The organism is Methylobacterium gnaphalii, from assembly GCF_007992215.1.
GTDB classification, from domain to species: domain Bacteria; phylum Pseudomonadota; class Alphaproteobacteria; order Rhizobiales; family Beijerinckiaceae; genus Methylobacterium; species Methylobacterium gnaphalii.
Genome location: NZ_BJZV01000024.1, coordinates 1 through 19,261 on the forward strand (window position 1 = coordinate 1; position 19,261 = coordinate 19,261).

Sequence of the window (19,261 nt, forward strand, 5' to 3'; positions counted from 1 at the left end):
TTCAGGCGACAACAGGCCCTAGCAGAGTGACGCCATCTGCGGCGTGTGACACGACTCGAATGCCAACGGCTCGCCGGTCGGCAACGACCGCACAACTGCCCAATGGCTCTGAAACGACGGCAGCCTGAAGGCCATTGGGGAGGTCGTGACGAACGGGGCCGAAGCCAATTAGCTGCCGGCGCCATGCCGCCGATGGGCAGCACCGAGCTCTCACAGGCAGATCTCAAGTCTGCCTCCGCGTATGTCCGGACCCTCCGTCAACAAAGAGAGACGGCGCTTCAATTGCGGGTCCGGCTCCTCGCACCAAACCTTCAACCATCATCGCAAGGGGAGCTTCAGCCCGCTAAGCCAGCGGGCTGACGGTGGGTATGCCCTGGATTGCCGCTCTACGCTTGTGATGCCTGCGAAGTCGGTGGCGAAATACAGGAAAAAGCCTCCCGTGTCCCGACGCAGAAGGCTTGATGGATTCCGTGCCTGTTCGCAGTTTACGCCGCCAGCGAACGCAACACGTAAGGCAGGATGCCGCCGTTGCGGAAGTATTCGAGCTCGTCGAGTGTATCGATCCGGCAGGTCAGCGGGACCTCTTTCTTCGCGCCGTCAGCCGCGGTGATCTCGGCGATGAACGTCTGACGTGGCTTCAACTCGCCAGCGATGCCCTTGATGGTAACGGTCTCGTCGCCCTTCAAGCCGAGCGAGGCCCAAGAGGTCTCACCTTGGAAGACGAGCGGCACGATGCCCATACCGACGAGGTTCGAGCGGTGGATGCGTTCGAAGCTCTCAGCGATCACGGCGCGCACGCCGAGGAGCTTCGTGCCCTTGGCCGCCCAGTCGCGCGACGAGCCGGTGCCGTATTCCTTGCCCGCGAACACCACGAGCGGCGTGCCGGCCTCGGCATACTTCATCGCGGCGTCGTAGATGAACATGCGTTCGCCGCCCGGCTGGTAAAGAGTATAGCCGCCCTCGACGACGTTGCCGGCCTCGTCCTTCACCATCTGGTTCTTGATGCGGATGTTGGCGAAAGTGCCGCGCATCATCACCTCGTGATTGCCGCGCCGCGTGCCGTACTGGTTGAAGTCTTGCACGCGAACCTGGTGTTCCTGCAGATACGCACCGGCCGGCGAAGCCGCGCGAATGTTGCCAGCCGGCGAGATGTGGTCGGTGGTGATCGAGTCGAGGAAGAGCCCGAGGATGCGGGCGTTCTCGATGTCGGTGACGGGCGCCGGGGTCTTTTCCATGCCGACGAAGTATGGCGGGTTCTGCACGTAGGTGGAAGTCGAATCCCAGGAGAAGGTCTCGGCTTCGGTGACCTGAACGCCCTTCCAATTCGCATCGCCGCCGAACACGTCGGCGTAGCGGCTCTTGAACAGGGCCGAGGTGATATTCGCCTCGATGAAGGACTGCACCTCGGCCGAGGACGGCCAGATGTCGGCGAGGTAGACCGGGTTGCCGTCAGCGCCCTGCCCGAGCGGTTCCGTGGTGATGTCGATTTGCAGCGAGCCGGCGAGCGCATAGGCCACCACGAGCGGCGGCGAGGCGAGATAGTTCGCCCGCACATCCGGATTCACCCGGCCCTCGAAGTTGCGGTTGCCCGAGAGGACGGCGGCGGCGACAACGTCGTTGTCGTTGATCGCCTTCGAGATCGCGGCCGGCAGCGGGCCGGAATTGCCGATGCAGGTGGTGCAGCCGAAGCCGACGAGGTTGAAGCCCAGCGCGTCGAGGCTCTCCTGCAGTCCGGCCTTTTCGAGATACTCGCCGACGACCTGACTGCCGGGGGCGAGCGAGGTCTTCACCCACGGCTTCGAGCGCAGGCCCTTGGCGACGGCGTTGCGGGCGAGCAGGCCTGCGCCGATCATCACGCTCGGGTTCGAGGTGTTGGTGCAGGAGGTGATCGCCGCGATCACCACGTCGCCATGGCCGATGTCGAAATTGGTGCCCTCGACCTTGTAGCGGCTGGCGATATCTGCGGCGCGCCGGAATTCCTTCTCCATGGACTCGGCGAAGCCGGCCTTCGCGGAATCGAGCAGCACGCGGTCCTGGGGTCGCTTCGGGCCGGCGAGCGAGGGGCGCACCTCTCCCATGTCGAGTTCGAGCGTGTCGGTGAAGACCGGATCCGGCGTGGCCGCCTCGCGCCACATGCCCTGCGCCTTGGCATAGGCCTCGACCAGCGCGATGCGGTCGTCGGTGCGGCCCGTGACCTTCAGGAAGTCGATGGTCTTCTGGTCGATGGGGAAGAACCCGCAGGTGGCGCCGTATTCCGGCGCCATGTTCGAGATCGTGGCGCGATCGGCGACGGGCATGTCGTCGAGGCCTGGGCCGTAGAATTCCACGAATTTGCCGACGACGCCCTTCTTGCGCAGCATCTGGGTGACGGTGAGCACGAGGTCGGTGGCGGTGGTGCCCTCCGGCAGTTTACCGGAGAGCCTGAAGCCGACGACCTCGGGGATCAGCATCGACAGCGGCTGGCCGAGCATGGCCGCCTCGGCCTCGATGCCGCCGACGCCCCAGCCGAGGACGGCGAGGCCGTTGACCATGGTGGTGTGCGAGTCGGTGCCGACGAGGCTGTCGGGATAAGCGAGGTCGGAGCCGTCCTCGGCCTTTGTCCACACCGTCTGCGACAAGTATTCGAGGTTGACCTGGTGGCAGATGCCGGTGCCGGGCGGGACGACCGAGAAGTTGTCGAAGGCGCTCTGGCCCCATTTCAGGAAGGTGTAGCGCTCACCGTTGCGGGCATATTCCAGCGCGACGTTGTCGCCCAATGCTTTCGGGGTGCCGAACTCGTCGACGATCACCGAGTGGTCGATGACGAGGTCGACCGGCACCAGCGGGTTGATCTTCTGCGGGTCGCCGCCGAGCGCGACCATGGCGTCGCGCATCGCGGCGAGGTCCACGACGGCGGGGACGCCCGTGAAATCCTGCATCAGCACGCGGGAGGGGCGGAAGGCGATCTCGACCTCGGTCTTGCCGCGGCCGTCGAGCCAGGCGACGGCGGCTTCGATGTCAGTCTTCCTGACGGAGCGGTCGTCCTCGAAGCGCAGCAGATTCTCAAGGATCACCTTCATCGAGAAGGGCAGAGAGGCCGCGTCGCGCAGGCCGTTCTTCTGGGCTTCGGGGATCGAGTAATAGGTGTAGGTCTTACCCCCGGCGGTGAGCGTCTGGCGGGCCTTGAAGCTGTCGAGCGATGCCACGGCGATTGAAAACCCTTATCTGGCGGTTGTCGAACACGCGCAGGCATAACCTGCGCCACGAGCGGTGTTCGGCTGGAAGCGCTCCTGAGGAGCGCGCGCCGCCCCGGGGGTGCCCGGGTAGGGTGGTGCGCGAGGGGCGATTTGGACGCCCTTGAGGCCGCGCGGCGCAGCCTCCGCGCCGTATAGAACAGTTCGAAACTCCACGCTACCGGGGCTGGTGACAGCCGGGCTCAGGTGTCGCCTCCGGCTAGCCTTGGCCATATGCCGTGAATGACGACCGTGATGCGCGGCCTGGCAGTTTTGCCTTAGGTTGAGAACTGCCTCGACGCCCGGAGCTGTCCTACCGGGCGCAGCCGGAATGATCATGTTCGCGCAGCACACCTCGCTCGGATCGAGCATCTCGACGATGCCGCTTTGGTCAAGGCGGGGTCATCGGCGCTGGCGTAGGGGTGGAAAGCCCTATCGCTGTCCGATCTGATGAGGCGCTCTGGTCTGACGGATTGCGGCTGAGCAATCGGCCGAGAAGAAACGCGACGGTCTCGATCGCGAAGCGGGTCGCCGTATCCTCTGGTTCCTGCCCGAACGGATCCCGCCCCTTGCCGATCCGCGCGGCATCGGCCAAGCCCTCAAGGGGCGCGCCCACCGTCAGCCTCTGGATGGACCGTATCGGCGACGATGCCTCGAGAGAGGGCGAAGCGGTGCGCGTCCTGGTCATCCGGATCGGGCACCGCCGAGACGTTTTTCGATAAGCCAGAGCTTGAGACCCGCCAATCGTGCGCCTGATCGTCGAGAACCTTGCCTGCCGGCGCTCCGGGCGGCGCATCTTCGCGGGACTCGGCTTCGCGCTCGGGGCCGGCGAAGCGCTGATGGTCACCGGGCGCAATGGCGCGGGCAAATCGAGCCTGCTCGCTATGCTTGCCGGCCGCCTGAAGCCTGATGCCGGCGCGATCCGGATCGAGGAGGTCGGCGACGCGACGCTGGCCGAGTGTCTTCACGTTGTCGGCCATCGCGACGGGCTGAAGAGCGCGCTGACCGCCGAAGAAAATCTCCTCTTTGCCCGCGACCTGCTCGGCGCGCCGGCGGCGTGCCCGCGAGACGCCCTCGAAGCGATGGGCCTGGTCCACGCCCTGCGGCTGCCGGTAGGCTATCTCTCTGCCGGCCAGCGCCGCCGCGTGGCGCTGGCTCGCCTCCTCGTCTGCCACCGTCCTCTGTGGCTGCTCGACGAGCCGACGGCCGCGCTCGATACGGCCTCGCAAGGAGCGCTCGCCGGCCTGATGGCCCGGCACCGCGCTGAGGGCGGCCTCGTCATTGCCGCGACGCACATGCCGATTGGCCTCGACGATGTCCGCGAGCTACGGATCGGGCTGCCCTCCCCCGCCGAGGATGCGGTGCAGGCGGAGGATTGGACATGATCCGCGTCTTTGCCGCCCTCGTCCGGCGCGACGTGCGCCTCGCCTCCCGTGTCGGCGGCTCGGGCGCGCTGTCGCTCGTGTTCTTCCTGATGATCGTGGCGCTGGTGCCGTTCGCGCTCGGGCCCGACCTGAACCTGCTCTCGCGGATCGGCCCGTCGATCCTCTGGCTCTCGGCCGTGCTCGCCACGCTGATCGGCCTCGACCGGATCTTTCAGGCGGACGAAGAGGACGGCTCCCTCGACCTCATGACCGCCTCCCCTGCCCCGCTGGAACTCGTCGTGCTCGCCAAGGTGCTCGCCCATTGGCTGACGACGGGCCTGCCGCTGGCCCTCGCCTCTCCGCTCTTCGGATTGCTCGTGGCGCTCTCGCCCACGGCCATGGGGGCGACGGCGCTGACGCTGCTGATCGGGACGCCCGCCCTCACCTTCATCGGCGCCGTCGGCGCGGCGCTCACCGCCTCGATCCGCCGCGGTGGGCTGATCCTCGCCATCGTCGTGCTGCCGTTGATGATCCCGACGCTGATCTTCGGCGTCTCGGCAGCAGAATCGGCGCTCGGCGGCACAGTACCCTTCGCCACGCCCCTGACGATCCTCGGGGCGCTGAGCCTGATCGCGGCAGTGGTCGGAACGCTGGCTTCGGCCGCGGCCCTGCGCTGGTCAGAGTAGCGCCGCACCCTCCAACTGCCGATGATTTGAGCAATCCGGCCAAAGTGAGGGCGGTTTTATCAGATTGCTGATTTCGCTCGTCTTTCTCCATGAACCGACGGGGGAGTGTTGCATTGATGCGAAGACCACTGACGGCCGGTTCGGCTGTGCTGCGAGATCCTCGTCATGAAGCTCTTCCAATGCCAGTCCTGCGGCAACATCGTCTATTTCGAGAACCGAACCTGCGAGCGTTGCGGCCACCGGCTCGGCTACCTGCCCGAGGTCGGCACGCTCTCGGCATTGGAGCAGACGGGCACCGACAAGCGCTGGCTGCCGCTCGCGGCGCCCGACCGACCGAGCTTCCTCTGCACCAATGCCGAGAATGACGCCTGCAACTGGCTGGTGCCGCCGGGCTCGACCGATGCCTTCTGCCTCGCCTGCCGCCACAACGGCACCGTGCCGGACCTCTCGGTCCCAGTGAACCTCGCCCACTGGCGCGACATGGAGATGGCCAAGCATCGCCTGATCTACTCGCTCAAGCGCTGGAACCTGCCGCTGGTCACGCGCGCCGAGGACCCGGAGCACGGCCTGATCTTCAACTTCCTCGCCGATCCGCCCGACGCGTCGCAGAAGGTCATGACGGGCCACGAGAACGGCGTGATCACCATCGCGCTGGTCGAGGCGGACGATGCCGAGCGCGAGAGGCGCCGCAAGCAGATGGGCGAGCCCTACCGCACCCTGCTCGGGCATTTCCGCCACGAGGTCGGCCACCATTACTGGGACGTGCTGGTGCGCGATGCAGGCAAGCTTGAACCCTGCCGCGCGGTCTTCGGCGATGACAGCCAGGATTACGGCGCTGCGCTGAAGCGCCACTACGACGAGGGCACGCCCCCGGATTGGCAGGAGCACTTCGTCTCGGCCTACGCCACCACCCACCCTTGGGAGGATTTCGCCGAGACCTGGGCGCATTACCTCCACATCGTCGACACGCTGGAGATGGCCTCTGCCTTTGGCATGCAGGTGGCGCCGCGCCTGGACACGCAAGGGGAGATCTCTGCGCGCGTTGATTTCGATCCCTACCGCGCAGAATCGATCCAGCAGATCATCGATGCCTGGTTGCCCTTCGTCTTCGCCATGAACAGCGTCAACCGCGCCATGGGCGAGCGCGACCTCTACCCGTTCGTGCTCGCGCCAGAGGTGATGACAAAGCTCGGCTTCATCCACGATCTCGTGCACGGACGGGTGTGAGCCCAGGCTGTTGCGCGTGTTCACATCCGCGCCGATCGTCCACATTGCCGGCCCGACGCCCCCCGGGATAGAACCGTTCGCATGTGGACCGCTCTCTGGCACCGTCTCGCTCATCCCGGGCATTTTCTGCGCTGGTCCGGCGCCGCGACCCCGTGGCTCGCCGGCCTGTCGGCGCTGCTCCTGACGCTTGGCCTGTACCTGACCTGGTTCGTGGTCCCGCCCGACTACCAGCAGGGCGAGACCGTGCGGATCATGTACATCCACGTGCCGGCGGCCTGGCTCGGCGTGTTCTTCTACGGCGCGATGACCGTGTCCGCGATCGGCACGCTGGTCTGGCGCCATCCCCTTGCCGACGTCGCTCAGCGCGCGGCCGCCCCGATCGGCGCCGCCTTCACCCTGATCTGCCTCGTGACTGGCTCGCTCTGGGGCAAGCCGATGTGGGGCACCTACTGGGTCTGGGATGCGCGCCTGACCTCGATGCTAGTCCTGCTCCTGATCTATTGCGGGATCATCGCGTTGTGGCGGACGATCGAGGACCCGAACCGCGCGGCGCGCGCCATCGCGATCCTGACTCTGGTCGGCGCGGTGAACCTGCCGATCATCAAATTCTCGGTGAACTGGTGGTCGACGCTGCACCAGCCGGCCTCGATCCTGCGCATGGGTGGCTCGACCATCGATCCCTCGATGCTCTACCCGCTGCTGGAGATGATCCTCGCCTTCACCCTGCTCGGCATGACGCTGCACCTCTACGCGATGCGCACCGAGATCCTGCGCCGCCGCGTACGCGTGCTGACCATCCGCGAGGCTGAGCGGCTCGATGCGGGCGCTGCCACGGCCTCCATCGTGGCATCCCCTCGCATGCCGGTCGGCCAGGGCGCGTGAGGACAGCATCATGAATCTCGGATCGCATGCCGGCTTCATCGTCGGCGCCTACGCTTTCACCGCACTGGTGATCGGCACGCTCATCGTCGGTGCGCTGCTCGACCAGCGCGCACAGAAGCGCGCCCTCGCCTCCCTGCAGGGAGAAACCGGGGAGCGCCGTTCGTGAGCGAGCCTCGCGCGGAGGCATCGACGGGGCGCCGCTCGCTTCTCCTGATCCTGCCGGTCGTCACCTTCGCCGTGCTGGCCGGCTTGTTCTTCCTGCGCCTGCGCTCAGGAGTTGATCCCGCTTCCGTGCCCTCAGTGATGATCGGCAAGGCTGCCCCGAGCTTTCAGCTTCCGCCCGTCGCCGAGTTATCGGCGGACGGCAAACCGGTGCCGGGCCTGGCCAGCGACGACTTCAAGGGTCGGGTGACGCTGCTGAATTTCTACGCGTCGTGGTGTGCGCCCTGTCAGGTTGAGCACCCGATGCTGATGCGGCTCGCACGGGAATCGGGCTTCCGCGTCGTCGGCATCGACTACAAGGATACGCCGGAGGCCGGGCGCCGCTTCCTGGCGCGCAACGGCGTGCCCTACGCTGCCGTTGGATCGGACATCTCGGGCCGTGTCGGCATCGATTTCGGCGTTTACGGCGTGCCGGAGAGCTTCATCATCGGCCCTGACGGCACGATCCGCGACAAGCTCGTCGGCATCGTCACACCTGAGAACTATGCGGGCGTGTTGGCCAAGCTGCGCGCGGCCGGACAGGTCGCGGCGGCGAACTGAGCCTCAGGCCTGCTGCGCCTCGTCCTTCCGCTCGTGACGCATCAAGAGCGGCGCCTGAGCGAGCGCGAAGACCACGGTCAGCGGCATGATGCCGAAGACCTTGAAGCTCACCCAGAAATCCTCGGTCTGCGTGCGCCAGACCACCTCGTTCAGCACGGCGAGCGCCAGGAAGAACAAACCCCAGCGGAAGGTGAGCTTGCGCCAGCCTTCCTCGGTCAGGGCGAAGACCGAATCGAGCACCACCGAGAGCAGCGACTTCTGGAAGAGTAGGCCGCCGAGCAGGACCAGCCCGAACAGGCTGTTCACGATGGTCGGCTTCATCATGATGAAGGTCTTGTCCTGCAGCACCAGGGTCAGACCGCCGAACACCACCACCACCACACCCGAGACCAGCGGCATGATCGGCAACCGGCGGATCAGCGCGTAATGCACGCCGAGCGCGATCAGTGTCGCCCCAATGAACACGCCGGTGGCGGCAAACAGCTTCTGATCGGCCGCGACACCGAACTTCTCGGCATAAGCGTTGCCGAGGAAGAAGATCACCAGCGGGCCGATCTCAAGCACCAGCTTGAGCAGCGGCGGCAGGTGGCGGCGGGGCGGAACAGATTCAACGTGCATGGATGATCCGGCAGGAGGGCCACTCCCCCGATATCAGGGTTCGGCAGCGGTTGCAGGCCGGATGTAAGACACGAGTTCCGGCATTCCTAGCGACACGCCGCACAGAACGTTTCCCCGACGCGCGACATGCCCATGACCGCTCGCTTCGAGCACGACGAGACCGAGTCTTCGCTCACGGAGCGCGAAGAGAGCACCGCGCGCCGGCGAGAGGTCGTGATCCGGGAGGCGCTCAGAATAGGAAGATCGCGGCGCTACCCTAATCCCTCCCCAGTCCTGCGATCGCCCGCGCAAAATCCCGCGCCGCGAACGGCTCCAGGTCCTCCACGCCCTCCCCGACACCGATGAAGTGCACTGGCAGGCCGAATTTCGCGGCGAGCGCCACGAGGATGCCCCCGCGGGCCGTGCCGTCGAGCTTGGTCATGACCAGCCCGCTGATCGGCGCAGCCTGCGAGAAGAGTTCGACTTGGCTTAGCGCGTTCTGGCCGACGGTGGCATCGAGCACGAGCAGCGCGGCGTGCGGGGCTTCCGGATCGTGCTTGCGGATGACGCGCACGATCTTTTCCAGCTCGGCCATCAGTCCGGCCTTGTTCTGAAGGCGACCGGCCGTGTCGATCAAGAGCACATCGGTGCCATTGGCCCGGGCCTCTTTCAGCGCGTCGAAGGCAAGTCCGGCCGCGTCCGCGCCCTGCTCTCGGCTGATGACGGGCGTGCCCGTGCGCTCACCCCAGACGCGCAGCTGCTCGATGGCCGCGGCGCGGAAGGTGTCGCCGGCCGCGAGCATGACGCTGCGGCCCTCGGCCTTGAGCTTCAGCGAAAGCTTACCGATCGTCGTGGTCTTGCCGGCACCGTTCACGCCGACCATCAGGATCACGTACGGCTTTTTCGTCGTGTCGACGACCAGCGGCTTCGCCACCGGGGCTAGCGCGGTCTCGACCTCGCTCGCGAGGATCGATCGCACCTCGTCCGGCGAGATGCCCTTCTCGTAGCGACCTTTGCCGACGGCCTCCGAGATCCGCATGGCGGTCTCGACACCGAAATCGGCCTGGATCAGCGCGTCCTCCAACTCCTCCAGCGTACCGGCATCGAGCTTGCGCTTGGTGAAGAGCCCGCTGACCCGGTCGGACAGCGCCGACGAGGTCCGCTTCATGCCCGACGTCAGGCGGCTCCACCAACCGCGCTTCTCCTCGGGGGGCGCCGCTTCCACGACGACCGGCTCCGGCGCGGGGATTGGCTCCGGCGCAAGGTCGCGTGGGGCGCTCTCCGCCAGGGGAGTGGCATCCGGCGGTTCGTCCGGTTGGAGGTCGGCACCCTCGATCTCATCCGGAATTTGGTTCTTGTCCGCGTTGTCGGGCGAGGGCTCGCTCACCGGCATCGGGACCGCGGAGAGGTCATCTGCGCCGCTGGCGAAATCGGGCTGACCCTCTGATTCCGATGCCGGCGATAGCGGTTCGGGCACCTGTGCCGGCTCCGTGGCGTCCGGCTCCGCCGTCTCGCCCTTGCGCCCGAACAGGCGCCCGAACCAGCCCGGCTTCTCGTCTCGACTCATCTGGACTTGCTCCTGCCGGCGTCCGGCTCTAGCCGGGCTCCATGGTCCCGACTGACATAGGCGTGTGCCTCCTCTACCGCGATGCCCTCATGCTCGTCATCGACAAGCCCGCGGGTTTGCCGGTGCATCCAGGCCCAAAGGGCGGGCCGACCGTCACCGATCACCTCGACGCGTTGCGCTTCGGTCTCCCGCGGCGTCCGCAGGCGGCGCATCGGCTTGATCGCGACACCTCCGGCTGCCTCGTGCTCGGGCGGCATCCGAAGGCTTTGGCGCGCCTCAACACGCTGTTTGCCGACGGCCGCGTGACCAAGACCTACTGGGCGATCATCGAGGGCGATCCGAGGGAGGATAGTGGCACGATCGATCTCGCCCTGGGCAGACGCTCGGACGATCCGCGCAGTTGGTGGATGAAGGCAGACCCGGCCGGCGATCCCTCGCTCACCCGCTGGCGCGTCCTCGGCCGTGACGCCGGGCGAACCTGTGCGTGGCTCGAACTCTCGCCGGAGACCGGCCGCACGCATCAGTTGCGCGTCCACTGCGCCGAGATGGGCTGGCCGATCCGAGGCGACACGATCTATGGCAACGCGCCGCGCCATGGCGGCCCAGGCCTGCAACTCCACGCCCGCGCTTTGGAGCTTCCGCTCTATCCGAAGAAGCCTGCGATCAGGGTCGAGGCTGCACCGCACGAACACATGTCTGACAGCCTTGCAACCTGCGGCTTCATGATCAGCTGATACTTCGCTCGCCCCTGGGCTGGCGCGATTTACCGAGTGATCGGAAATGCGCTGTCTCGTCCTGGCGGAATGGAACACTTCGCGATAAAGCTTAGCCGTTCACGACGGCCTTCGCATCCCGCTCCGGCGTCTGCTGAATTCTTCGCGAGACTTAGGTATGGTGTCGTTCCTGCGCGCGGCGGTGCTGACTGTTGCCCTGCTCCCTGTCTTATCGGCGCTGCCGGCCGTAGCGGCCCAGCGGGAGCTCTTCGAAAAGGTCAATGACTGGGAAGTCGAGCGGACCGTCGGCGATACCAGCGCCCATCCCTGCCTGATCAGCAAAACCTATAAGGACCGGGAGGACCACAACCTCGTCAACGGCATCGTCTTCTCGCTCGACGGCGCCGATGTCGCCTTGGCCCTCGTCTATCAGGGCTGGGAGTGGGACAAGGGCGAGAAGGTTAAGGCGAACTTCCTGGCCGGCAAGAAGGTCCTGAAGAAGCAGGTGTCGTGGAACGCGGATGCCCAGGTGCTCGCCGCGGGCTTCCCGAACAGCATCGTGCCGGATCTGCTGTCGGCCGAGACGCTCGTCCTCAAATTCGAAGATGGCGATGCCGATTTCGACATCACCGGCTTCCCGCAGGCCTATGAGGCACTCCACCGCTGCGATGCAACGCCCGCGAAGGCGGCTGCTGCCAAACCCGCGACTCCCGCTGCGAAGGCTCCGGTGGTGCCGGCCGAGACGCGCATTCAGGCCTACGCTTTCGGCTTGATGCTGCAGGACATGTTCAAGAGCTGCGACTTCGCCACCACCGGCAAGCAGCGGACGGCGGTCGATGCCAAGGTCGCCTCGATGCAGCCGGAAATGGCGGTGGTCGAGAATGTCCTGCGCGAGAAGTTGAAATCGCAGGCGCCCGCCTGCCCGAAGGCGACGGACGAAGCGGAAGTCCAGTCCACGATCAAGGATTTCGTCGAACTGAGCCCGGAGGCCTTCTCCGCCGCCATGGACAAGAAGTCCGAGGAAAAGGTCGCGAAGGCCGAGGCTGCCAAGGCTGGAGCGCCGAAGACGGAAACACCCAAGGCCGACGCCCCCGCGACGGAAGCGCCAAAGCCCTGATGGTGGAAACGAAACGGTCCGCCGGGTGACCCCCGGGCGGACCGTTTCGTAAATATCAACCCGATCGGGCCGAGTCGGCCGATCGCTCGACCCGGACGATCAGTCCTCGTCGTCGTCGTCCTCGTGAGTGCGCTGCATGCCCTTGAGCTTGGCGAAGACGGCACCCTCGTCGATCTCCTCGTTCTCGTCGCTGCCTGGGGCGGTCGAGACCTCGGTCGGCAGCAGGGTCGGGCCACTATCGGCCGGCATCACAGCCGGACGGTCCTTGGCGGCCTTGCTGACCTCGAAATCGAGATCGATCTGCGAGCACAGGGCAAGGGTGACGGGGTCGAGCGGTTGCAGCGAGCCCGAGTTCCAGTGCGTGCGATCGCGGATCTGCTGAATCGTCGACTTGGTGGTGCCGACGAGCCGGATGATCTGCGCGTCCTTCAACTCCGGGTGGTTGCGCAGCAGCCAGAGGATCGCGTTCGGGCGGTCCTGGCGGCGCGAGAGCGGAGTGTAGCGCGGGCCTTTTGTGGAGCGCTTCACCTCCGGCAGCTTCACCTTCGAGACGGCGATCTTGAGCTTGTGGTTCGGCGACTTCTGCGCCTTCTCGATCTCCTCACGGGTGAGCTGACCTGTGGTGATCGGGTCGAGGCCCTTGATGCCGGCTGCGACCTCGCCGTCCGCGATGCCCTTCACCTCCAACGGGTGCAGGTGGCAGAAATCGGCGATTTGCTCGAACGCGAGCGAGGTGTTCTCCACCAGCCATACGGCGGTGGCTTTCGGCATCAGCGGTCCCTGGGACATCGGGTCGGCTCCAGCTTTGGATGCGTATGCGTGAAACGCGGTGTCGCGGACGAAGAACCGCTGTCTCCGGCCTGACCCTTCAGGTCCGGAAATCCCGTCTCACGCTGAATAAGGGAAGCGATCCCTATACAGGCTCGCCGGGGTGCCGTGCAATCGCGATCACGCGGGTCGCCGCACCGAGCGCGGTTTCGACTTCATGAGCCGCCGCCAGCCGATGATCAGGCCGGTCAGGGTGATCACCGCGGCCAATCCGTTGAGCAGCCAATGCAGCGCCTCGCGGACCGGTGGATGCTCGAGCAGCAGCGGCAGATCGAACCGGTGCAGGGCCGAGAACAGCCACCGGTCGAGCCGGCCAGAGCGGTCGAGGCGGTCCAGGATCCCGCCCGTTGCCGGATCGATGTGAAGCCAAGTCGCGGCCTCGTCGTCGAAGCGCAGGCGCAGCACCGGCAGCGGGCGATCACCGTGCACGGCATACCAGTACATGTCGTAGGCGGTGAGTCGCTCGACCGTGGGCGGTGTAGGGGCCGGAACCGCGCGGACCGCCGCGCGCAGGATCTCGCTCTCGCTCAAAGCGGCGCCGTCGGCGCCGGTCACCGCCCCCGAGTCCGATCCGAGCGACTGGATCAGCCAGCGGCCGCCAAGGCGGGTGAAACGCAGGACCTTGGCATCGGCGGCCGCCCGCTCTCTCAAGGCCGACGGGTCGAGGCCGATGGAGCTGCCCTCCCCCGCATAGGCGGAGAGCCAATCGGGCGGTGGCGTGCGCGGGTTGAACCACGTGTTCGGGTTCATCGAGAGCCAGCCGCTCACGATGAAGGTAGTGAGCGTCGCCCCACCGGCGATCCCGAACAGGTGATGCCAACGCGCCGCGCCGCGATAAGGCGTGACGGTACCGTGCGGATAGCGTCGGGAGAGCCTGAGGCGCCAGATCCCGAGGACCATGCCGCTCATGGCGCCGAGGCAGGCGGTGCCGGAAATCCAAACGACGACGTCGTGCCAGAGATCCGGCTGCGCCCGCAGCGGCGTCACGTAGATCCAATGCACGACGGCGCCAATCCAGTTCCAGCCACGCTCGAACCGGGTCGTCCGCTGAGCCAGTTCGCCGGTCTTCTCCGAGACGTAGAGCTCAGTCCCGGCGGCATCTCCGACGATGATCTTATGAAAGGGCCGAAGGCGGTTGTAGCGCTGCGTGACTGTCCACTGGTCGCGCTCGACCAGCTCAACGCTGCCCTGTCCGCCTGCCGCGGCCAGCGCCTCGGCAGCGTGAGCCGGCCCAACGGACCTCCCGGTGCGGGCGGAGATTGTCTCCGGCTCAGCCGATGGCGCGGCCAGCCGATAGACCGGCTCCCCGCCGCGCATCTCGATCGCGAAGCTGGCGGGCGGGCGCGCGACCCCGGAGGCGGCGAGGGCCGCGTCGGGTGACACGGCGACCTAATCCCAGGCGATCGGCGACAGACGCGCCAGCCGCTCGGCTTCCGGCAGGCTCGGGAACGGCACGTAGAGCATCACCAGCCCAGAGCCGATCCACAGCGCGAAGAACAGGCCCAGTACGATCCCCAGCCAGCGGTGGGCGAGGATCAGCCACCGTTTACTCGCCTTGAGCAGCGTCGTCCTCACCAAGCCACCGTGTAGGCGACCTCGAAGGAGCGCGGCCGGCCGAGCAGCCAGTTCGTCCCGACACCGTCTACCGCATTGCCGTCGATGGCGTAGGTACGGTCGAACAGGTTGTAGACGCGGAACGAGGCGCGCGAGCTCTTCGTGACCTGATAGTCGAGGCCGAGATTGACCAGCGTGTAGGCCGGCAGCCGCGCGGTGTTGCCGAAGTCGCTGTAGACTTGGCCGACATTCTGCAGGCCGATCCGTGCCTCCCAGTCGCGCGCGAAGGCGTAAGTGACCCAGACATTGGCGACACGCTCCGGCACGAAGATCGGCTGGTTTCCGGCATAGGACACGCCTCCCTGTATGAATTGGTCGTACTGCGCGTGGAGCAGCGCGATGTTGGCGTCGATCCGCCAGCCGGCGGGGAGGTTGAGCGACATTGCCGCCTCGACGCCCTGCGAGGATTGCTGGCCGACCTGGGTCGCAACAGTCGGGTTGCCCGGCACTGCCGAGATCAGGTTGTTCTTGGTGATGCGGTAGCCCGCGAGCGTCCATTCGAGGCTGCGGTCGAAGGCGTAGCCTTTCGCGCCGATCTCGACCTGCTCCCCGGTGGAGAGCCTGAAGCCGGCGAGCGACTGCGAGAGCGTGATCAGGCTGCCGACCGGATCGGTTGCTGTGGCATATTGCGCGTAGAGCGTGGTGTCCTTGGTGGGGTTGTAGAGAAGCGCGAAGCGGTCGCCGAGTGCCTGGAACGACTTGTCGAAGACACCTCCGGTCTGCAGATTCTGGCGATGCAGCGTCGGCGCGTCGAAGCGGACTCCGGTGAGGAACGAGAGCTGGTCTGTGAGCTGCAGCCGGTTCTCCGCGAAGACCGAGGCTTGATTGGTGGTGGTCTGATAGGCCGGGACCGCGCGCGAATTCGGAGGGAAGGTGCCCGGATCGTAGCCGAATAACGGGATGCTGTAGCCCGGAACCACGTCACCCGAGGCGGCGTCGGCATTGAAGTTGTTCGTGTGGCGGAAGGAGATGTGGTTCACATCGAAGCCTGCCGAGAACTGGTTGGCGAGACCGAACAACTCGCCCCTGAAGGTGGCGTCGAGCCGGTTCCCGAACTGCTCCTGCTGATGAAAGATTTCGAGGAAATCCGAGCGGTCGACGAGACCGGAGGCCGGGTTGAATCGGTACTGCTCGGTCTCCTGCCAATGCCGCCGCGATTGCAGGCGGTAGCTGGTGTTGCGCACAGTGACGTCGGCGGATGGCGTCCACTCGGTCTTCAGCTGAGTCCAGTTATCGGCCCAGGCGATCCTGGCGTCGCGGACATTGTAGTTGTTGAAGCGCGTGCGCGGGAGGATACGCCCGTCGACGAGCGGCGTGCCCCAGTAGTTCGACGGTTCCTGGTAGCCGAAATCGTGTGAGAGCGTGAAGGAGAGGTTCGGCGTTGCCTGGAACAGCAGGGCACCCGAGATCGCCACGTTCTGGAAGTCGCCGTTCGGCTGGACCCAGCCATCCGAGCGATTGCCGCTGATGGTCAGGCGGTAGGCCACCGACTCGCCGATCGGCCCGGTGGAATCGAGGGCAATGCGGGCCGTGCCCTGCGAGCCGCCGCCGACGCGCATGACGGTCTGCTGCGTGAAGAGCGGTTGCTTCGAGACGACGTTGACGATGCCGCCGATGGCGCCGTCGCCGTAAAGCACCGAGGCTGGCCCGCGTAAGACCTCGATGCGCTCGACGTTCCACGTGTCGTAGGGGAAGGTCACGGTGCCGGCCCCGACATACATGCGGGTGCCGTCGTAGAGCGTCTGCACCGAGTTCGGCCCGGCGAAGCCGCGGCTCGTGAAACTGCCGATGCCGAAGCCCGGCGAGCCGTAGGAGGTGATGCCGGTGGCATTCTGCGAGACCGCGTCCAGGGTCGCGTTCTGGCCGCGGATGCGCGCGGTCTCACCGGAGACGATGTCGACGCTCGCCGGTGTCTCCAGCGGTGTCAGGCCGAGGCGGCTGCCGCTGCGGGACGGTGTGTCGAGGTTCAGGCCGACAGGAGAGGAATGGGTCAGGCTGACCCTCTGCACACCCTCCCCGATACCATAGGCTTCGGCCGGAGCACTGACCGTCGCGGCGGCCTGGCCCTGCACGGCAATCTCGTCGAGGCGCTCGCGAATGGCGGCGTCCCGCTGCGCCACCGCGCCGTGCATGGTGCCGAGCACGGCGAGGGATCCGAGAGTCGTCTCGCAGGCGGCCCGCTTCACGCGGGAACGGTGGCGATGGATCGGCATAGTGGTTCGAGAGCCTCGGGCAACGGCAGTGGCACGTCACCGCGAACGAGGTCTCACCACGCGGACCCAGCCGCGCGCCTTCGACACCCGCCAGGGCACCCCGCCCAGCGTGTTTCGCGTGTGACCACGACTGACGGCAGGTCTCCTGGCTCGCGGGTCGCTGCCTTCCATCCGTCTTCCCGGGTCGAGGAACCCAGTGACACAGGTGGCGGAAGGCTCGCCGCTTACAGTTGCGGGGGCAGCCGCGGCATCGGGGCCAAAGCCCTTCACCGCGTTCCCTTTTGATCCCCGGAGGGAACCGTCAGCGTCAGCCTGTCGCAGAGGGGGAGTGCCGTCAATGCGGGGCGACGGTTCGTCGGGGAATGTGTCTCTGGGGCGACAGGATCGTGTGGCTCAATCCACCGTTGCCGTTGCCCTGACGCTACCTACGGAGGACGCGCCGGTCAGGAATTGATGGACGGCCTGCGAGAATTGCGGCGTGCGCAGGTAGCCGTAGGATTTGTGCGGATTCCGGTCACCCTTGGGCCGGCGGTAGCCGTTCACCACCGAGACATCCTCGGCGCGCACGCCTTTTCCGTTCGGTGCGTAGGCATCGGCGATGTCTTCGCCGACGGTGGCGATATCCGTCCGGTCGACGTGGTTCGACCAGCGCCTCACGCTCTCCGGCACGGTCAGGCCGCCGTGCTCGCGTTCCATGCTCAGACGGACGTCGGTAAGCCCGAGCGGCGCGCCGAGGGTCACGAAATGGGCGACGTCCACCGACATGCCGTCGCGTTCCATCATGCGCAGGACGTCATAGGCGATGAGCGAGCCCATGGAATGGGCGGCGAGCAGGATGCGAGAGCCGGTATAACCCTCCAAGACGCCGCGAAACCGCTGCCGTGCCGCTGCTCGAAACTCCGGGTTTTCCAGGTAGCCCCAGAGGTCATCTAGGCGATATTCGATCAACACGTCGTCGAAAGGGGTCAGACCGGTCTTCTCCTGGATCCATTCGATCGTGCGGTAGATCCGGTCTGTCAGCCCGAGCCGCTCGGCATCGCCCGGTTCCTCATGCGCGGTGGGGAACGGGCCAACACCGCCGTCAGGATAGTAGGGTTCGAGGTTGTCGTCGCTCGCGAGCGGGGTGTCGTAGCGAAGATCCGCCCAGTAGACGAACGCGAACGGCAGCTCTGCCGGCGCGAAGGAGCAGTTACGGCGCAAGCCTTCCTCGATCGCCAAGCCCCACCAGCGCTCCTTCTCCTCCCGAGGCGGCTTGTTCGCCAGTCCGTGGAGGCCGAGGATGACATCCGGGCGATGCATTGATGGCGGCAGGTCTCGGCTGATCGGCTGTCAGGCCGGCAAAGCCTGACATTCATCAATCTAGATGCGGCCGGGCCGACGGAAAGCCTGTGCGATGGCGCGACAAATATGCAGGCTTGGCCCGACGCCGTCACTCAGGTGAACAGGCTAGAGACGCTCGATTCCGTCGCGGTGCGCCCGATGGCCTCGCCGAGGAGTGGCGCGATCGAGATCACCCGAATGTTCTTGGCGAGCTTGACGGCCTGGGTCGGCAGGATCGAGTCCGTGATCACCAGTTCCTTCATGCGCGAGGCCGCGACGCGCGAGACCGCACCGCCCGACAGCACGCCATGGGTGATGTAGGCCGAGACCTCCTTGGCGCCGGCATTCAGCAGCGCCTCGGCAGCGTTTACCAGGGTACCGCCGGAATCGACGATGTCGTCGACGAGGATACAGGACTGGCCCTCGACGTCGCCGATGATGTTCATCACCTCGGACTCGCCGGCCCGCTCGCGCCGCTTGTCGACGATGGCGAGCTGGGCGTCGATGCGCTTGGCGAGGGCGCGGGCGCGCACCACGCCGCCGACGTCGGGTGACACCACCATGCGCTGGCCGGGGGGCAGCCGCTCCTTGATATCGCGCACCATCACCGGGGCGGCAAAGAGATTGTCGGTCGGGATGTCGAAGAAGCCCTGGATCTGGCCGGCATGGAGATCGAGGGTGAGCACACGGTCGGCGCCGGCCTCGGTGATCAGGTTGCAGACGAGCTTGGCCGAGATCGGCGTGCGGCCCGAGGTGCGCCGGTCCTGCCGCGCGTAGCCGAAATACGGGATCACGGCCGTGATGCGACGGGCGGACGAGCGCCGCGCCGCATCGATCATGATCAGCAGTTCCATCAAATGGTCGTTCGCCGGGAACGACGTGGACTGCACGATGAAGACGTCCTCCCCGCGGACGTTCTCCTGCAGCTCGACGAAAATCTCCATGTCGGCGAAGCGCCGCACCATGCACGTCGCGAGCGGCAGCTCCAGATAGGCGGCGATGGCCTCGGCCAGGGGCCGGCTCGCATTGCCGGCGATGATCTTGATCGAGGATTTCATGTCGGACGTCTCTCGTCACGGGAGGCGCCCGTGGGGCGGGCCGTGGGTCGGCGGCGCTGATACCAGGGGGGGAGGAGCGTCACAATGCCTTCATTGAGATC

17 protein-coding genes and 1 riboswitch are annotated in these 19,261 nt (G+C 66.3%); of the genes, 8 read left to right on the forward strand and 9 right to left on the reverse strand.

Annotated elements, in window-relative coordinates:
• Window positions 1-485: 485 nt before the first annotated feature.
• Window positions 486-3,185, reverse strand: coding sequence for an aconitate hydratase AcnA (gene acnA, locus MGN01_RS18225; RefSeq protein ID WP_147048256.1), 2,700 nt, complete (start codon window positions 3,183-3,185; stop codon window positions 486-488).
• A gap of 773 nt (window positions 3,186-3,958) precedes the next feature.
• Between acnA and ccmA the strand changes: the two genes are divergently transcribed.
• From ccmA to MGN01_RS18255, 6 genes are all read left to right on the forward strand, one after another.
• On the forward strand, window positions 3,959-4,597 hold the full coding sequence (gene ccmA / locus MGN01_RS18230; protein WP_147048257.1) for a heme ABC exporter ATP-binding protein CcmA: 639 nt from the start codon (window positions 3,959-3,961) through the stop codon (window positions 4,595-4,597).
• Window positions 4,594-5,262 (forward strand): heme exporter protein CcmB, encoded by a 669-nt coding sequence (gene ccmB, locus MGN01_RS18235; RefSeq protein WP_147048258.1) that lies wholly within the window; start codon window positions 4,594-4,596, stop codon window positions 5,260-5,262. Before ccmA ends, ccmB begins: the two co-directional genes overlap by 4 nt.
• Before the next feature lie 165 nt (window positions 5,263-5,427).
• Window positions 5,428-6,489: a zinc-binding metallopeptidase family protein gene (locus MGN01_RS18240; RefSeq protein ID WP_147048259.1), complete on the forward strand. Its 1,062-nt coding sequence runs from the start codon at window positions 5,428-5,430 to the stop codon at window positions 6,487-6,489.
• 81 nt (window positions 6,490-6,570) lie between these two features.
• Window positions 6,571-7,371 (forward strand): heme ABC transporter permease, encoded by an 801-nt coding sequence (locus tag MGN01_RS18245; RefSeq protein WP_147048260.1) that lies wholly within the window; start codon window positions 6,571-6,573, stop codon window positions 7,369-7,371.
• A gap of 10 nt (window positions 7,372-7,381) precedes the next feature.
• Window positions 7,382-7,537 carry a heme exporter protein CcmD gene (ccmD, locus tag MGN01_RS18250; protein WP_147048261.1) on the forward strand — a complete coding sequence of 52 codons (156 nt, stop codon included), beginning with the start codon at window positions 7,382-7,384 and terminating at the stop codon, window positions 7,535-7,537.
• A complete protein-coding gene (locus tag MGN01_RS18255) occupies window positions 7,534-8,133 on the forward strand; it encodes a DsbE family thiol:disulfide interchange protein (RefSeq protein ID WP_147048262.1) in 600 nt (199 codons plus the stop codon). Before ccmD ends, MGN01_RS18255 begins: the two co-directional genes overlap by 4 nt.
• 3 nt (window positions 8,134-8,136) lie before the next feature.
• Here the strand turns inward: MGN01_RS18255 and MGN01_RS18260 are convergent, their stop codons facing one another.
• Complete coding sequence (locus tag MGN01_RS18260; RefSeq protein ID WP_147048263.1) at window positions 8,137-8,751, reverse strand: septation protein A; 615 nt, start codon at window positions 8,749-8,751, stop codon at window positions 8,137-8,139.
• Window positions 8,752-9,007: 256 nt separating this feature from the next.
• Window positions 9,008-10,297: a signal recognition particle-docking protein FtsY gene (gene ftsY, locus MGN01_RS18265; protein ID WP_147048264.1), complete on the reverse strand. Its 1,290-nt coding sequence runs from the start codon at window positions 10,295-10,297 to the stop codon at window positions 9,008-9,010.
• A gap of 41 nt (window positions 10,298-10,338) precedes the next feature.
• On the opposite strand from ftsY, the gene MGN01_RS18270 reads away from it, so the two are divergent.
• Complete coding sequence (locus MGN01_RS18270; protein ID WP_147048265.1) at window positions 10,339-11,031, forward strand: RluA family pseudouridine synthase; 693 nt, start codon at window positions 10,339-10,341, stop codon at window positions 11,029-11,031.
• Between the two features lie 157 nt (window positions 11,032-11,188).
• Window positions 11,189-12,127, forward strand: coding sequence for a hypothetical protein (locus tag MGN01_RS18275; RefSeq protein WP_147048266.1), 939 nt, complete (start codon window positions 11,189-11,191; stop codon window positions 12,125-12,127).
• Window positions 12,128-12,226: 99 nt separating this feature from the next.
• Here the strand turns inward: MGN01_RS18275 and MGN01_RS18280 are convergent, their stop codons facing one another.
• From MGN01_RS18280 to MGN01_RS18300, 6 genes are all read right to left on the reverse strand, one after another.
• Window positions 12,227-12,916, reverse strand: a complete 690-nt coding sequence (locus tag MGN01_RS18280; RefSeq protein WP_147048267.1) for a DUF1013 domain-containing protein — start codon at window positions 12,914-12,916, stop codon at window positions 12,227-12,229.
• A 159-nt stretch (window positions 12,917-13,075) separates the two neighbouring features.
• Window positions 13,076-14,338 (reverse strand): PepSY-associated transmembrane domain-containing protein, encoded by a 1,263-nt coding sequence (locus tag MGN01_RS18285; RefSeq protein WP_306437198.1) that lies wholly within the window; start codon window positions 14,336-14,338, stop codon window positions 13,076-13,078.
• 6 nt (window positions 14,339-14,344) lie between these two features.
• Window positions 14,345-14,530 carry a hypothetical protein gene (locus tag MGN01_RS24515; protein ID WP_306437197.1) on the reverse strand — a complete coding sequence of 62 codons (186 nt, stop codon included), beginning with the start codon at window positions 14,528-14,530 and terminating at the stop codon, window positions 14,345-14,347.
• The gene (locus MGN01_RS18290; RefSeq protein WP_373319231.1) at window positions 14,527-16,782 is read right to left on the reverse strand and encodes a TonB-dependent receptor; all 2,256 of its coding nucleotides are present in this window, start codon (window positions 16,780-16,782) and stop codon (window positions 14,527-14,529) included. The genes MGN01_RS24515 and MGN01_RS18290 overlap by 4 nt, the downstream gene beginning before the upstream one ends.
• A gap of 118 nt (window positions 16,783-16,900) precedes the next feature.
• Window positions 16,901-17,100: riboswitch (cobalamin riboswitch) on the reverse strand.
• Between the two features lie 75 nt (window positions 17,101-17,175).
• Window positions 17,176-18,081 carry a lipase family protein gene (locus MGN01_RS18295; protein ID WP_147048268.1) on the reverse strand — a complete coding sequence of 302 codons (906 nt, stop codon included), beginning with the start codon at window positions 18,079-18,081 and terminating at the stop codon, window positions 17,176-17,178.
• A 134-nt stretch (window positions 18,082-18,215) separates the two neighbouring features.
• On the reverse strand, window positions 18,216-19,160 hold the full coding sequence (locus MGN01_RS18300) for a ribose-phosphate pyrophosphokinase (protein WP_147048269.1): 945 nt from the start codon (window positions 19,158-19,160) through the stop codon (window positions 18,216-18,218).
• Window positions 19,161-19,261: the final 101 nt, after the last annotated feature.